General features: G+C 43.9%; 15 protein-coding genes. 4 read left to right on the top strand and 11 right to left on the bottom strand.

Translation table 11 applies throughout. From position 1 onward, the window contains the following. Positions 1–87: 87 nt before the first annotated feature. The 5 genes from ACQ4XT_RS14275 to ACQ4XT_RS14255 form a co-directional block, all read right to left on the bottom strand. Positions 88–903, bottom strand: coding sequence for a GGDEF domain-containing protein (locus tag ACQ4XT_RS14275; protein WP_446854256.1), 816 nt, complete (start codon positions 901–903; stop codon positions 88–90). A 120-nt stretch (positions 904–1023) separates the two neighbouring features. Further along, a complete protein-coding gene (locus ACQ4XT_RS14270) occupies positions 1024–1935 on the bottom strand; it encodes a methyl-accepting chemotaxis protein (RefSeq protein ID WP_446854255.1) in 912 nt (303 codons plus the stop codon). Between the two features lie 155 nt (positions 1936–2090). Further along, positions 2091–2561 carry a GNAT family N-acetyltransferase gene (locus ACQ4XT_RS14265; protein WP_446854254.1) on the bottom strand — a complete coding sequence of 157 codons (471 nt, stop codon included), beginning with the start codon at positions 2559–2561 and terminating at the stop codon, positions 2091–2093. Between the two features lie 15 nt (positions 2562–2576). Continuing rightward, positions 2577–2840 carry a hypothetical protein gene (locus ACQ4XT_RS14260; RefSeq protein ID WP_446854253.1) on the bottom strand — a complete coding sequence of 88 codons (264 nt, stop codon included), beginning with the start codon at positions 2838–2840 and terminating at the stop codon, positions 2577–2579. A gap of 127 nt (positions 2841–2967) precedes the next feature. Then, a complete protein-coding gene (locus ACQ4XT_RS14255) occupies positions 2968–4182 on the bottom strand; it encodes an EAL domain-containing protein (protein ID WP_446854252.1) in 1215 nt (404 codons plus the stop codon). 217 nt (positions 4183–4399) lie between these two features. Between ACQ4XT_RS14255 and ACQ4XT_RS14250 the strand changes: the two genes are divergently transcribed. Together ACQ4XT_RS14250 and ACQ4XT_RS14245 are read left to right on the top strand one after the other, a co-directional pair. Beyond that, positions 4400–6076 (top strand): N-acetylmuramoyl-L-alanine amidase, encoded by a 1677-nt coding sequence (locus tag ACQ4XT_RS14250; RefSeq protein ID WP_446854251.1) that lies wholly within the window; start codon positions 4400–4402, stop codon positions 6074–6076. Positions 6077–6565: 489 nt separating this feature from the next. Then, positions 6566–7564 carry a tRNA dihydrouridine synthase gene (locus tag ACQ4XT_RS14245; RefSeq protein ID WP_446854250.1) on the top strand — a complete coding sequence of 333 codons (999 nt, stop codon included), beginning with the start codon at positions 6566–6568 and terminating at the stop codon, positions 7562–7564. Positions 7565–7748: 184 nt separating this feature from the next. Here the strand turns inward: ACQ4XT_RS14245 and ACQ4XT_RS14240 are convergent, their stop codons facing one another. From ACQ4XT_RS14240 to ACQ4XT_RS14225, 4 genes are all read right to left on the bottom strand, one after another. Further along, entirely contained in the window at positions 7749–8015 is a 267-nt protein-coding gene (locus ACQ4XT_RS14240; RefSeq protein ID WP_146818003.1) for a hypothetical protein, read from the bottom strand. 259 nt (positions 8016–8274) lie between these two features. Further along, entirely contained in the window at positions 8275–9057 is a 783-nt protein-coding gene (locus ACQ4XT_RS14235) for an aminoglycoside adenylyltransferase domain-containing protein (protein ID WP_446854249.1), read from the bottom strand. Positions 9058–9069: 12 nt separating this feature from the next. Continuing rightward, entirely contained in the window at positions 9070–9417 is a 348-nt protein-coding gene (locus ACQ4XT_RS14230) for a DUF4260 domain-containing protein (protein ID WP_446854248.1), read from the bottom strand. A 203-nt stretch (positions 9418–9620) separates the two neighbouring features. Continuing rightward, on the bottom strand, positions 9621–10166 hold the full coding sequence (locus ACQ4XT_RS14225; RefSeq protein WP_446854247.1) for a hypothetical protein: 546 nt from the start codon (positions 10164–10166) through the stop codon (positions 9621–9623). Between the two features lie 334 nt (positions 10167–10500). Between ACQ4XT_RS14225 and ACQ4XT_RS14220 the strand changes: the two genes are divergently transcribed. Together ACQ4XT_RS14220 and ACQ4XT_RS14215 are read left to right on the top strand one after the other, a co-directional pair. Further along, positions 10501–11355 carry a hypothetical protein gene (locus ACQ4XT_RS14220; protein WP_446854246.1) on the top strand — a complete coding sequence of 285 codons (855 nt, stop codon included), beginning with the start codon at positions 10501–10503 and terminating at the stop codon, positions 11353–11355. 53 nt (positions 11356–11408) lie between these two features. Next, positions 11409–12536, top strand: a complete 1128-nt coding sequence (locus ACQ4XT_RS14215; RefSeq protein ID WP_446854245.1) for a toxic anion resistance protein — start codon at positions 11409–11411, stop codon at positions 12534–12536. Between the two features lie 264 nt (positions 12537–12800). On the opposite strand, the gene ACQ4XT_RS14210 is transcribed toward ACQ4XT_RS14215, so the two are convergent. Continuing rightward, complete coding sequence (locus tag ACQ4XT_RS14210) at positions 12801–13460, bottom strand: hypothetical protein (protein WP_446854244.1); 660 nt, start codon at positions 13458–13460, stop codon at positions 12801–12803. A gap of 463 nt (positions 13461–13923) precedes the next feature. Next, entirely contained in the window at positions 13924–15714 is a 1791-nt protein-coding gene (locus ACQ4XT_RS14205) for an ATP-binding protein (RefSeq protein WP_446854243.1), read from the bottom strand.

Below are 15714 nucleotides of genomic sequence, written 5' to 3'. Positions count from 1 at the left end.
AACAAATTCGAGTAGGACGCGAGAATATTTGGAAAAGGAAGCCGTTTGGACCCAGTCCAAACCGCTTCCTTCGGGTGTGACCAACCCTTAGGATTGGACCCTCAATTTACGCCTATATTTCGCTTTATACATCTCCTGGTCCGCCTCGTCCAATATGCTGATAAAATCCTTTTGCCCAAATTCGAATTCGCCCACACCGATACTGATGCTGACAGGGATCTGGTGTCCATTTTGTTGGAACGGTTCATGAAAAGCAAAATGGATGCGGGCAGACAATTCATTCGAACTCTCCCCGCTGTGCATTTTTTGAAGGATGACAAATTCATCGCCACTCAGGCGGTACACTTGCCCGTCCCCTTTCACCGCTTCCTGCAGGACGGCTGCGATGGATTTGAGCATTTCATCTCCGATCACGTGACCGTATGTATCATTGATCCTTTTGAATTCGTCCACATCAATGAACAACAGCGCACCGGCCCCGCTCTCCTCATCGTTCAGAAAACGCTGTTGTAAAGCCTTGCTGTTCGGGATCCCTGTCAGATCATCATGAAGGATGGAGTTCTGCGAGCGTTCCAAATTGATGAGCGTCTTATTGATGTTTCTGTTCAATTCTCCAATGATGCCTCCGGAACGGAACTTCGTCCTTGCTGACAGGTCCCCGTTTCTGACGGAATCCAACACCTCATTCACGTGACGGATGAACACTTTTGTGAAGTAAAAATAAACCAGATAGTTGATCATCCCGAGCAGCGCCCCTGCAAAGACCGAAGCAATCATGAAGAAGAAGAACCGCTGCTCAGGGATAGGGATGAACTGATCGAGCACAAGCGAAAAACTGATGCCCATGAGAGTCCCTAGAGCGATATAGATGACGAGCATCCACCTTAAATAATTCAATTTCATAGCAAGACGACCTTTCCAAAGGGGTAAGAATAAATATATTGTTGAAGAGTCATATAGACCCAGGCCTATTTACTCTAAGATGAAAATACCCCTCCTACTACATTTGAAACCATTCAATGTTCAAATGATGCCGGACAAGGCTTCCGCTTCCCGCTTCAATGATTCCGCCGACCCTACGACTTCCTTGTAGCCCGCAGAAGCTTCGTTGATCTGGATTTGGCTGCTTTCCACATCTTTTCTGATCTGCTCGGTCCCTGATGTGATATTGGAAATCTCTTTGGTGATATTATCGATATTTTCACGGACCTCGCCGATGGATTCTTCCACTTTCGTCGAAAGCTTACGTACCTCTTTCGCGACGACATCAAAGCCGCGGCCATGTTCGCCTGCCCGCGCCGCTTCAATCGCGGCATTCAATGAGAGCAGGTTCGTCTGGGCGGCGATGTCCCGGATCGTCTTCACGACTCCCTGGATTTCTTCCGCTTGCGCACGTAAATCGATGAGGATATCGGTATTGCCTTTTGATTTGGCAGCGATTTCATTGATTTTCAGATTCAATTCTTCGTGTTGGCGGACCCCTTCATCGGCCCTTGTATTCAAGGTAAAAGACATTTCTTTCAAATTGTCGACCACTTCAGTGATTTCACTCTGACGTTTGGTGATATCTGTCGCGACTTTCATTACGCCGACGATTTCAGCGCCTTCGTAAACCGGCATGTATGTAGCTTCAAGCCAGACACGCTGGCCTTTCGCATCCTTACGCTCAATTTTATCCTGAAAGCTGCGGCCGCTCAGCAAGTCTTTCCAGAACGTATCGTACTCTCTGCTTCCGGCAAAATCATCAAAACAAAAGTTCTTATGATGTAAACCGATCATATCCTCGGTTGATTTGAACTGCATCGTCGAAGAAAAGATATCATTTACGTAAGAGACTCTCCGGTCTGTACCGAATTGAATCATCGCAAGATTCCTCTCCGCCGCTTCAAACATTAAATCTTTGTTCACACTCACTTTTTCTGTCCTATGTAACATTCAACCAATCCTCTCCCGTGTAATAATCCATAATACCTATCTCTGTATATTCACCATTATACCCAGTAGTAAGATGTCTGGCAATTTTAATGTTTTAGACAATTAGAGGACAGCAGGATAAAAAAAGCCCGGAACAACAGTCCCGGACTTTAGTATTATTCTTTGATCATCGTAATGAATGGACACGCATCCGTCTGAAATGAAGCCTGTTTGACAAAGCCCATGTTCTCATAAAGACGGATGGCCCGTTTGTTGAAGGTTGCGACCGAAAGCCGGATGGGGGTGCCTTCATTTTCCTGTTCGATTTGGGCAAGGACCTTTTTCCCGAAAAGCCCCCCGTTCCCCTGCCCCGTAAGCGCAGGGTGCATGCCAAGCCCCATGTCGACCGCCACTTCCGCGTAGACGCCATCCTTCTCACCGGCGGGAACTTTTGCACTCTCTCCCGTACAGAAGAAGCCGATGAGCGCTCCATCCTCATCCACAACCGTACGATAACTTCCGTCCAACCGCTCGGCAAGCGCTTCTTCGGACAGTTCCACGTTATAAAAATCGTAAGGCGGCTCGTACGACCACCGGAGAGATTCTTCCGCATATTCTTTCGTCATATCTTGTACAGAAAGGTTCAACCTGCTCCCCCTCGATCAGCACCAGTCCTCTTCATCATGTTCCATTTCGGCAAGCATCATCTTCAGCCGCGACTTTTCCGGTGCTGATTTGATTTTGTGTTTCTTTTCATACCGATACGCCCCTTTGCGGTGCACTTTCGCCAGTTTTCCAGGGTGTTTCAGCCACGGGTGGCCGGGTTCATTTTCCTCATATTGTCTCACGTTCAGCAGCATGTCCAGATGCTTCCGGATGATGCGCTCCCTGTGATGGCGGTAATAGTCGGTCGTTCTGTTTTTCATCGTACCCACGTCCTGTTCCTCGAGATTTGACACGATCCCGCAAGGTGGCTCAAGGCACTCACTCTCTCCCTACAGGAACGTATCAAATGGCGTGGTTGTCCTCATCTTCCTGCACCTCTTTCTCCGTTTAGGCAAGCAGACACTCGTGCTCATAGAGGTAGGCATACCTCAAGTCGATGAAAAGGAAGTGTTGATCCGTCAGAGGAAAACTGAATGTCCTTACCATTTCCTTCGTTTCGATATCGGAATAAAGACCAGACAGCAGGCCTGTATTGAGGGCTTTCATCTGCATCACGTTTTCAAGGAAGTATGGACGGAAGGCCCAGTTGGATCCACGTTTGTGCGGTTCCAGTTCCCATACGTCGGTCTTTTTCCTGAAGTTCGAGGACACTTGCTGCCCGTCGATGTGGCAGACGAACATCCGGAAGCTTTCCTCATCGAACTCCTTTGTTACGCCTTCGATGAAAACGTCCGCCTTCTTCGGCCCTTCCCACTTGGGCAGAAGGTTCTTCACTTTTTTCTCCCATGCTTTAATGAAATCATGACGCTGCTGCAGCAGGCTTTTTTCACGCTGGACGTAACCCGCCATCTTCTCCCCAATATTCAAGGCGAGCGACTCCCGGGTGACCGGCTGGAACGCAGGGTATCCGAGATAGAACCCTTGATAGTAACGGCTGCCATGTTTCCATGCGAAATAGAGCTGATAGTCATCTTCTATGTTTTCAAAAAGGAGCGCGGCCCCGATCCTGTGGGCAAGCATCGACAGCGAGAACATGATGTCGTGAAACGTGTCTCCGTTCTGCTGGCGGATGATCCTCGTGTCGATCTTCAAAATATGCGGCTCCAGCTGCCGGATGCGGTCGATGTTCGAACTCTTCGCCCCTACATGATCGACAGCGATCTGGATGCCGTACGTTTTATAGTAGAGAAGCAGATGGTTCAACGTCTCGAATTCCTCATCGAAATCGTGCTCGGTGACTTCGATGACGATCCGTTTCATGTCCAACCCTTTCTCTTCATACTCAAGGAGCGACTGCAAGAGATCTTCTCCGTCATTGATCATCAGCTGCTTCGCATTGCGGTTGATGAACAACAGCCCATCGGTCCCTTTTTCTAAAATCTGTTCGACAGCCAGTCTCAGCACATGCTGATCGACTTCGACCTTGAATTCTTCCGGAACGTCGGCGTCAAGGAAGAAAGGACCTAAGCTGTGCCATTCCCCATTTTCTTCGTAACGCGCAAGCACCTCATGGCCGATGACGTCCTGGTTGATCGCGCTGACGATCGGCTGGAAGACCGGTCTGATTTTATGTAAATTGCCTAAGATATCGAGTGGATCCATGGTTCCCCCTCCTGCTTTTCTTTATCTGTGTCCATTATACATGATTTTTTCTTCGAATTATAAATGATAGGTAGAGAGAAAGAGGGAGAAATGAGAGAGTAGGAATAAAGTTTTATCTAGAATGAAAATAATTGCGAATATAACAGTATATGTGACCATACTCTTTGTCTTATATATTCATATAATAGGAGGAAGTCCAGAAAGGAGATCAACTAGTATGAAAACAGTTGTTATAGATGCTGGTCACGGAGGGTCTGATCCTGGTGCAACCTATCGCGGATACCAGGAGAAGACCTTCAATTTGTCTATCGCCATGAATGTCCAACGGATCCTTTCACAAAATTATCAAGTGAGAATACTCATGACACGAACGACTGACGTTACATTATCACTCGCTGCTCGTACAAATCTTGCCAACCGCGCCAACGCCGACTTCTTCCTATCGATTCACAACAATGCAGCAGGAGGAAGCGGATTCGAAACGTATATTTACAACGGTCCGTTGAGTCCCAATACACGCACCTATCAAAACATCATCCACGACTCCACCTACCGTGCCATCCGAGGATATAATGTACGCGACCGTGGGAAAAAACGTGCCAACCTTTATGTCACAAGGGAAACCGATATGAGCTCCCTGCTCATCGAAGTGCTTTTCGTCGATAACCCGGGGGATCTCGCGCTGTTGAGAAATTCTGCTTTCATCAATAACGTAAGCCGTGGTATCGCGGAAGGCGTCGCCGATGCGCTCGATCTGCCGAGAATCCAGACCCCGCCATCACCACCTGGAGACGACTCATTATACAGGGTCATCGCAGGATCGTTCGGAAACAGAGAGAATGCGGAACAACGAATCGAATCCCTCGCATCCCAAGGGTTTCCCGGCTTTGTCGTACCGACGACCATTTCAGGAACGACGTATTACCGTGTGCAAACAGGCGCTTTTTCTAAAGAAGAAAACGCAAAAGAACAGGTGGAGCGTCTCAAGCGCATCGGCATTACGAGCGCTTTCATCGTACGGGGAGAAGACCCCCCTGCCCCACCTCAACCAGAGCCGGAAGAGCCGGAAGATGGCTTGTATCGTGTCATCGCAGGGTCGTTCCGAAATAGAGAGAATGCGGAAGAAAGAGTGGCGGCTCTTGCCAAAGAAAGCATCGACGGTTTCATCGTCCAGGCGGAAATCAACGGTGTCACCTATTACCGCGTCCAAACCGGAGCCTACGCGGACAGAGAAAACGCCGAGGCCCAAGTGGAACGCCTCGAATCCATCGGCATCACAGGTGCGTTCATCATCGGTGGAGGCTCGCAACCACCAACGGAGCCTGAACCAGAGCCAGAACCTCCCGTGGACGACGGCGGTTACAAAATCCTCGGTGACATGTATTTGACCCCCTGCCAGCTCGACGCTTACACGAAAACCGTCAACCCGGACGCCCCGGACCTCGGACGCTTCTACTTGAAATACGGAGAAGCATACGGGATCCGAGGTGACGTCGCTTATGCCCAGGCCCTCAACGAAACCAACTACTTCCGTTTCACCGGAGATGTGAGAGCGGATCAGAACAACTACGCCGGCATCGGCGCGACTGGTGGTGGCGCACGAGGAGCCACTTTCGAAACACCAGAAGAAGGCGTCCACGCCCACATCCAGCACCTCTATGCCTATGCGTCAACGGATCCGATCCCAGCAGGACTTGAAAAAGTCGATCCGCGCTTCGACCTCGTCACCCGCGGCATCGCACCGACGTGGACCCGCCTGAACGGCCGATGGGCTGTTCCTGGAGATACGTATGGTCAGTTGATTTTGCAGCTTCATGAGCGGAATATCACTCATGCGCTACAAGAGATGGATGAGCAGCGTGTGCAGTTGAATGATGTGCTTGATGAGATATAAAAATGAGCCAGTCTCCTTTTTGGGAGTACTGGCTTTTTCTATGATTATAAGCTTGTAGCTATCCAAATAAGTAAAAAAGCGAATCCCACAGCAGCCACGAGGTGAACTCCCTTTCCCTTCGTTATTCCTTTTGCGATATCAAAGTCTCTAAGGATAATGGCTCCCCAACCCGCTGAAACCAATAGAATAATGATGATTTACAAAAGCGTATCATTCATATTAGCCCTCCAAAACACTCTTTAGGAGTCTATTACCTGGAGTTGCCACTGACAAACCATTTTGGTATCTCATAAACCGAACAAAAGAGAAATAAATGATTCATCAACACCTTTAAAGATACAATCCAGCTCTTCCCCTTGCACTTTTCACTCGATACCATTAAAGTATATAATGGTTCAAATCCTGCCTAAATGGTAATGGATATAATAGAGACAATAAATTTACAATTCAACTAAGATTATTTTCTATAAAGAAAGGGTTCAGATATATATGAAGGAAAATTTCTGGCATGAGTTGCCGAAACCGTTTTTTGTACTGGCACCGATGGAAGCCGTGACGGACGTCGTGTTCCGTCATGTCGTGAGTGAAGCAGCGAGACCTGACGTGTTTTTCACAGAGTTCACGAATACGGAAAGCTACTGCCATCCGAAAGGAAAAGACAGCGTACGCGGGCGTCTGACGTTCACCGAAGATGAACAGCCGATCGTCGCCCATATTTGGGGTGACAAACCCGAGTACTTCCGTCAGATGAGTATCGGGATGGCCGAAATGGGCTACAAAGGAATCGATATCAACATGGGCTGCCCGGCTCCGAACGTCGCGACGAAAGGGAAAGGCTGCGGACTGATCCGCCGTCCTGATGTCGCAGCGGAGATCATCCAGGCATCGAAAGCTGGCGGACTTCCTGTCAGTGTGAAAACCCGTCTCGGTTATACCGAAGTGGAAGAATGGCGCACTTGGTTGAAGCACCTATTGGAACAGGATATCGTCAACCTTTCCATTCACCTTCGTACGAAAAAAGAAATGAGTAATGTCGACGCGCACTGGGAGCTGATCCCGGAAATCAAGAAAATGCGTGATGAAATAGCTCCCGACACACTTCTGACGATCAACGGAGACATCCCTGACCGTCAAAAAGGACTCGAACTCGTGGAGAAGTACGGCGTAGACGGAGTCATGATCGGACGTGGGGTCTTCCACAATCCGTTCTGCTTCGAAACAGAGAAGAAAGAGCATACGAGTGAAGAACTGCTCGACCTTCTGCGTCTGCAACTTGACCTGCATGATAAGTATTCCGCAGAACTCGAGCCGCGTCTCTTCAAACCGCTTCGCCGCTTCTTCAAAATTTACGTGCGCGGATTCCGTGGGGCGAGTGAGCTCAGAAATCAGCTGATGAGTACAGAATCGACGGATGAAGTCCGTGCTCTGCTTGATGAGTTTACTGAGAACTCAGGAGTGAAGGAAGAACAGAGTTTTTCCATTTCTTAAATTTAATACAACCAATATGTAGAGAGAAAAGCCATGAATGCTTTTCTCTCTTTTATTTTGACTGTGGTAGACGCCTCATTTTTTTCCACAGCGAATAACCCTCAAACGAGGTGTCTTAGCTCTTCTGGAGTAATGATGATAAAAATAAAAGCATGGATGCTATCCATGCTTTCTTACTTAGATATTAAGCTTCAAGTCCTGTGTAATGAACATCTCCATAAACACGCCCCAATGATGTGTGAAGACGCTTAGAAATATTCTCAGCCTTTTCCATCGAAATATCGGTTTTAACGACGATCGTTTCGAAGTTCCTCTTCATACTCTTATTTGGCCATACATTCACGAAAACGTCATATAACGAGTCATCTTCCTCGGTCGCCTGCAAGTAAGAGATCGTGATATAGTTTCCGCCAATATCTTCTATTTTCTGTGTAATTTGATTGTAGTCCATCTGTTTCACCTCTAATAATAATTAATCTTTTGCTTAAAAAGCCTAAGATATGCCTTACCTACTATACATGAATTAGAGGGAGGATGATAGTCCGTTTTTGACCGATTACAGGAAGATATCGTTCGTGTGTAGGGATCGTATTCACGTAAGCTTACGTATACGATGTTTTTCCGGTGAGTGATTGGATTTAAAGATATCGTTTGCTCTTCCCGTCCTCCCCTTCTTCTCGGTGATTCCCATCATTCAAATCAAACAACGGTCAATCACCAACTTTAACAGACCCATTTGCCCTCCCTTTCCTCTCTTGAAGCAAGGCCTCTATTTTCTCTTGATAATGCCGTTTGAATGATGAGAGTTCATCATCTGAGATCGAAACATCATCTCCCCGCCTCCGCTTCAATACTTTCACCACGGTTTTTGAAAAAGGAGAACTCAATGCCCACTGGCCGGCCTCATCCTTCGAGTAGATGCGTTCGTCTTCCATATAATAATAGACCCGGAGGATGTTCAACACACCATAAACCGGGTTCTTCTCCACGTTTTCCAGACAATCCTCATAGTCGATCAGGATCGAATCCACATAGTCCTGCTTCGGAACGGGAGGGAATACTTCATCGATAGGCTTTCCGAACAGCACACACCCGCTGTGATGGATGATGGTCAGATGAGCGGCCAAATCTGCGTCTTTCCGTACTTCCCCGTCCGAATAGGCTGATACGCCATCGAGGAAACGATTCCTCCAGTCCTCGCTGTAGTGGTAATCAAACGGACACGGGTGCTGCCATTCGTCCAACTGGCGGCGGTTCAATACAGAGATTTCGACCGGATAAGGAGAGCTCGAGCGCTCGAGCAGAAAATCTGTCAGCTGGACGGCATCCATCCGGGACATCGGTCTCTCCGTCACGACGATTAAATCGACATCACTTTTCGCAGGTACAAACCCGCCTAAAACGAGCGAACCATGCAGATACACGCCTGTTAAATTCTCACCGAAAATTTCATAGAACTTCTCCGTACACCTTACGAGAAAAGCATCGACCATTGATTTACCCTCCTAGATTCTTTGAAGATGTGTGTCCTTGAAACCGGTCGGATATTTCAACCCATACCCGAACATCCTGTCCATCCCGTTATGCGCCATCCAGATCAAGATGATCATCAAGAGCCAATCCAAGGAGGCAACGATACCAGCTACTAGGAACAATAATGGGAGAACATAACTATGGGAAAGGTTATAAACAACCGCCCCCACTCTTTCATTGACGAGGTATCCGAGCATGGAAATGTCGAAGATCAATAAAAGGAACACGAAGGCGAGCCAGCTGAAATCATTCTGCTGGTAAAAATAAAGGCTTGCTAGGAATACGAATGCTCCTTCCACATGGAGGAAAACCCTCGTCACTTCAACCCCTCCTGTTAACCACTTTTAATACCAAAATCTATCTGCTTCCATTTTAAAAGGAATCCTTGTATGACCAACCTATCATATTTCATTGGACAAAAGTTCAAATTTCAAAAAACTTAACCAAATGTTTAGTACAGCTTTGATAAGGATCGTGGTCCTGTTTTTTTAGGAGGACTCCAACACATGATGCTTAAAGAAACTCACATACTCTCAATTAATCCGCCTCGATCTGAATATCGGAGGAAGTCGAACTTTCCATCCTCATCCAAATTGACTCTCCCTTTCACAGTTGTAGAGCTCGTTTCGCCATTTTTGCTGTATTCCACATCGACTTCAAAAGCGTAAGCATTATTTTCTTCATCTTTGTTTAAGGTCATGTCTGTTGCGTTAAGTTCATAACCGTTCCTATGTGCTTCACTGATATACATAAAAGCTTTTTTATATTGTGTGAAGTCTTCGTATCCTTTTTCATTAAAGTAAGGTTTGTACGTTTCCTCTAAATAATTTCGGAGCTCTTCAGTCGTCCCCTCCCTATAGATTTCTTCCGTTTTTTCACTCGGTCCGTTAAATTCGTGTTCGAGAAACTCCCGTACTCGTTCGCGATTCTCATCTGAAGGGGTTGTGGTTTCGTTTCCCTCGCTTGAATCTCCCTCTTGTTCCACAGAGCTTTGATCCGAATTTGTGCATGCGCTGGTAACGAATAAAACGGATAGGATCGTTGCTAGGACGATTAAAATCTTTTTCACCTTGAAATTCCTCCTTATATTCCTTCTTTCTTCAACGGCTAGTGTCCTTCTCTTTTGGCTCTAATTCCCTATAAAGGAAAAAATATGCATAAATATTCCCACTCGAACTTCGAAGAGTATTATGTAAAATTGTGAAACATTTAAGCTCGTATATACGTATATTCATATTAAATGGAAGATAGATTCCCCACAGATGATGACTCAGCACCCTCCTTCTCATTGGGAAGTGACGTAGGCCAATCTTAGTCTGAAACCCCATTTTGTGGTATTCTTGAAGTATCATAGATTCATTTAGTCGTGGAAAAAGGAAAGACGGAAAAGGGGCTGACGAAGCATGGAAAACCTCAACTCTTTTATGCTTGAGAATTTGGAAAGAACATTCATGCCACATACCTCCGAATATCAGCGCTACATCGATTTTCAAACGATGAGAGATATGAAGCAGGTGATCAAAGGGAAACGCCCTGTTTATTTCGATCTGGATATAGAAGAACTGGTAGAGATGAAGAAGAGATATATTATGGATGGATTTTGGAACGGTGTCTTATTTTCCGCCGTGATTCCCAAGTCCAACACATTCCGGGGGACCCTCGAGCTTTACGGCAAGCCGCCGAAAATGCTGCTGGGACGCTTTGAATGGATCGAAGAAGAAAAAGCCTTCCTCCCTACTTTTCTGAAAGAAGAATTCACGAGAAAAAAAGGACTCGGAGGCACGCTGAGAGATTTTTCAGAAGTACTGTTCAAACATGTGAATACCTATGTCGAGCACATGGAAGTATCCGCGGAGAGTACAACGTTTGAACATCCGGAGGAACCGATCTTCAAAGACTGGGACTTCCCGTTTCTCGAGAACCATCCGGACCTTCAACAGGAGTGGACGTCTTTGAAGGAACGGACAGAGAAACAGTTCAGACGGAAGGATGAACTCGACATCGAAGAACAATACGCCCTTGAGACGATGATGGACAAAGACGTCCCTGACTTCATCGCATCGTTCCAGCGTTTGTCCTATGAGAATAAGGAAAACCGAAAACATGAACTAGTGGAAACGATGTACGATTTGCAGAAGTTCATCGAAACACTGGAGCGAAAAGAAGAAGAAAGTCATACGCAGAACTTTGCCAGAAGCAAAGGAATCATTGCTTCCAAATATAATAAGGAAGATGAAAACTTCCTTTCACGAAAGTAAACGGCCGTTTTATTTTGCTAATAACCAACGAATGACTTACAGGAGGTATGGACATGAGTAAACATTCTCCCTATAAAGATAAAGAAGCGGAAATGAACCAACAGGACTTGAGAGAAGCGATGACGCTTATTGAAAAAGAGGATATCGACCGCCTGAACGAAGAAGCCGAAGCCTATGCGGGAAGGTTCGATACATCCAGAGACGACTCCCTATCTGATGTGATGAGAGAACTCGGAGACCTCGGAGAAAAAGAACAGCGCGTCGCCGGGGAAACGATGGAAACATTGAAGCGCCCAGTCAACGACCTCATGACGAAAGGCAACAACGACATCCCCGATTCTCTGAGAGAACTCGAAACGATCGTATCAGACCTTGATCCGAAGCGCACTGAAGGCAACGGGGTACAGAAGTTCTTTTATAAACTAAGCAAAAAGCAGCCCATCGACCGCTACATTAAGAAGTATGAAACGGTGGACTCGAAGATTGATATGGTGGTCCGCAGTCTCCTAGCCGCGAAAGACCGCCTGGAAGAAGACAGCGTCGAATTACAGCTGATCAAAGAAAACGCCCAGAAGCGGATTTACGACCTGGACAAGCAGATCTATCTCGGGAAGAAGCTGTTTGAGCTTTTGAAAGAAAAAGAAGCGACGGGTGAATACGATCTGGCCCTGCTTACCGAAGGAAAAGAGAAGATCATTACGCGTACTAGAAACATGACGCAGATGAAGAGTGTGCTTCACCAAAGTATTTCTTCTGTTGATATCATTAAGAAAAACAATGAAAAGCTGAAGGAATCCATTCGCAATGCGGTTACGCTGACGAAAAACATCATTACCGTCTCTGCTTCGATCCAGCTAGCGTTGAATAATCAGCGGAAAGTGATCGATACGGTCAACGGCGTGAATAAAGCGACCGAGGAGATGCTGCTTTCGAACTCCAGGAATTTGAAGGAGAATGCGCAAGAGACGACAGAGATGATGGAGAATCCGGCTATCAGTATGGAAGCTCTTCAGGAGTCTTTTGATAATGTTTTTGAAGCATTGAAAACGACAGAGCAGTCTTCGGAGCGGATTATTGCTTCGAGTGAGCAGTTTATTGAAGAGATGGATGCTTTGAATGAGAATGTGCGGAAGAGGTTGTCTCAGACTGGTAGTTATAGACAAAGAGCGCTTCGTGACTGAAGCGCTCTTTCTCTATTTGATGATTTGTAACCATTTAGCGGAACGGAGAGCAGACGCATATATTCAAACTACTCTTGTATATTTGCTAAGTAAAATTGTTCCGCTTCTTTCAACTTACCTTATTGTTCCAACACTACTCCTTTATTATTTCTATCAACTTGTGTATTAAGTTCAGGAGTTTTAGAAGGTTATTTCAAATGACTACCTTTCAGGGTCTTAAAACATTTCAGTCAACTTTTAAAACATTAAACCTCTACATTTGTCTTACTTTGAATAATAGCCAACACTCAGTTCCTTTTGAATTTCCCCCCTCAAATACCTCCTTAGAGAATAAATTTCTTTCCGTTTATTATTAATTAAATCTTGATCATCATGCTTAAAGTCAAACCCTTCGAAAACAAGTAGTAATTCCTGAAGTTGTTCAAATAAATTCTCACAAATTTCATAGACATTTGAGGATTGAAATATTATGGATTTAGTGTAATTCTGATAACTTTTAGATTTCATATCACATGCTTTTTTCCATTGCCATTTTATTTCTATTCTTTTTAATTCTTTGTCCAATATTACTAGATCTTGATAGTATAAATCTTTTATTGCAGATTTTAAGTTTTCTGAATCCTCACGTTTCTCCAGATAATCATCAACTTCCGATTCAGTAAGATGCATGAAATTGGGTAATTGCAAAGCGGAATGAGTGACTTTCATTATTTCATCCGTAGTTTCATGTAACGAACTATATAAATCCGCGTATGATTCATGCCTTTTATTCGTGTACAACTGGAAGTCATGAGTCTTTCTCTGTAAATCAAATAACAATTGATTTTGGTATTTTGAAATATTTCTTTTGAACAAAAAATTGAAAAATCCTGTTACAAGACTACTTACAAGTCCACTAGTAATTATAGTCCAGACTAAACTCATGTAATCTCCTCCCCTCCCCCACTTCCTTACTATATATAACCCAAGTTGTACTACTTTTTTCATGCATGAAATTTTCAGGACTTTGAAAGTGCCTGAACCCCACCAAGTTAAAACTTAATCGCAGTGGAGGTCAAGCACTTCCTGGAAGTGATCAAGACATTATTGTCGCCCTTCACCTGACCAGCAACTAAAAAATATCAATCTTTAGGCTTACAGAGGCTATGCGAGCGCAGCTCAAATTCTTTGATCATCTCCACGAAGAGAAACACTCCTTCGTTATAAGAGTTTCTGATTTTTTTCAACATTTAAGGTCTTTCATAACCGTTATAAGACTTGGGGAACTCAACCACAGTGTTAACACTGTAGCGCAGTAGTGGTAGGTCTCTATTTTTAAGAGCTGATATCTGTATCTGACCGCTACTTGCTAAACTAATCTTAAAAAACTGTCCTAACAAAAACTCAACTAACTATTATTCCATCGCTTCGTAATTATTTCTAATTGCGCCTCACCCCAAGGTTTTTTCCATTCTTCTAGATATTTAATGTCACTAGAAGACGGGGCAGGTGAACAAGGGTCTATCTTAACTAATGATGGCATTATAATTGCTTCACCAGTTAAAATTGCTTGTCCACTTTGCAAAGTAGAAATTGATGCAGTAAGGGACTCAAGACTGTCGGGTAAAAGCCTTTTAATATAGTTCTGGTCTTCAGGGTTTGTTAATCTCATTGCTACGAAATTGCTGCATTGGGAAAATATTGTTTCTGATATTTCGGAAGGACGTTGACTAACAATCATAGCCGATACTCCATATTTCCTCCCTTCCTTTGCAATCCTTTCTATAGACATGCGCGAAGATCTATATTTCGCCTCAGAGCTTTTAGGAACATACTTATGCGCCTCTTCATAAACAAGCATTAAAGGTAAATAGTCTTCATCATCCATTTCTTTACCTTCAGTTTTTTCTTCATAGTATTTTTTAAAGTAATAACCGTATTCGAAAAGGAGACGAGATACTAAAGAGACAGTAATATTTAATACTTCAAAAGGAACACCGCTTATATCAATTATAGAAATATTTGATTTATTCGTTTTACTATAACCTATAATATCTTCAAGTACATTAACAAATGGAGTGTCATAATTATCGACTTGTTCACCCAAAGATAAGAAATTCAATCTATTGTCGTTAACCTTTCCATTCATTCTAAATATCATCTTATCTAATTTTCTATCACTATCATTGTATGTGCCTCTGGTAACTTGCCCTCTTTTAAGGGGACGAAAATTCATCTGCTTCTCAAAGTAGTGTTTATATTTTCCGCTATCATTATCAAGGTGACTATCTGCCACATCATCATCTTTTATTGTTACTTTCGTTGCATCATTATTATCTACAGTTTCATTTGTTAAATTAACTATGCACCTTACAACCTCTTTCATAGAAAAGGGCACTGGTGTATCAAAAGTTATATTCTCATTATCATCGTTGTGATATTGTTTGTTTTTAGTTATTATATCTCTCAATAAAGATATTTGATTATATGCATTATTATCCCCAGTTTCTACAAATATTTCTTCTAGCTCTTCTCCATTCATTAGCCAATACGGTAAAAATAGATTTCCTACGTCGATATAATTTGACTCAGGAAAAGCAGATTTGTATTCTGAATGAATATCAAATATTACAATATGTGAATTGTTTAGTCCTTCATAATCTGAATTTTTAGCACTAATAGCTTCTTGAAGGATTTTAGCTACAGTGTGTGACTTACCAGAACCAGTTGAACCTACAACAGCGATGTGCTTATTAAAAAATTTATTACCATCTACGGGTACCTTTGTAATTTCATCTTGCTGTAGTTTCGCAAAACAAAATCGAGCTTCTTTCTTACCTGTATCGTAAATATGTTTTATTTCGTCTCTTTTTGCTAACTCAACTCCAGTCGGCGGTATAGTGAGGCTATAATTACCGCGATGAAAAACTCCTTCTACGTCTAAATAACCCATTGGTGTAGCTTCTATTATGTATTTAGGTTCACCAGGATTATCTTTATTTTCTTCAATCGTAAAATTTTCTACCATTGCAATTAGAGAACAATCTTTTTCATCTGAAACTCTTAAATAAGAACCTAAGGAGACTTTTTCCATACTATCTTCGTGAAATTTATCTAAATCTTGAACTTGAACCTTTACTTTATTAGGCAGGACAGATACTACTTTCGCTATATTGTCGAGTGTTATCAAAAAACTCAC

It is taken from the genome of Halobacillus sp. 12SKB, assembly GCF_052941655.1.
Note: the sequence above shows the minus strand (reverse complement) of the source record. Positions and strands in the feature narration are given on the sequence as shown.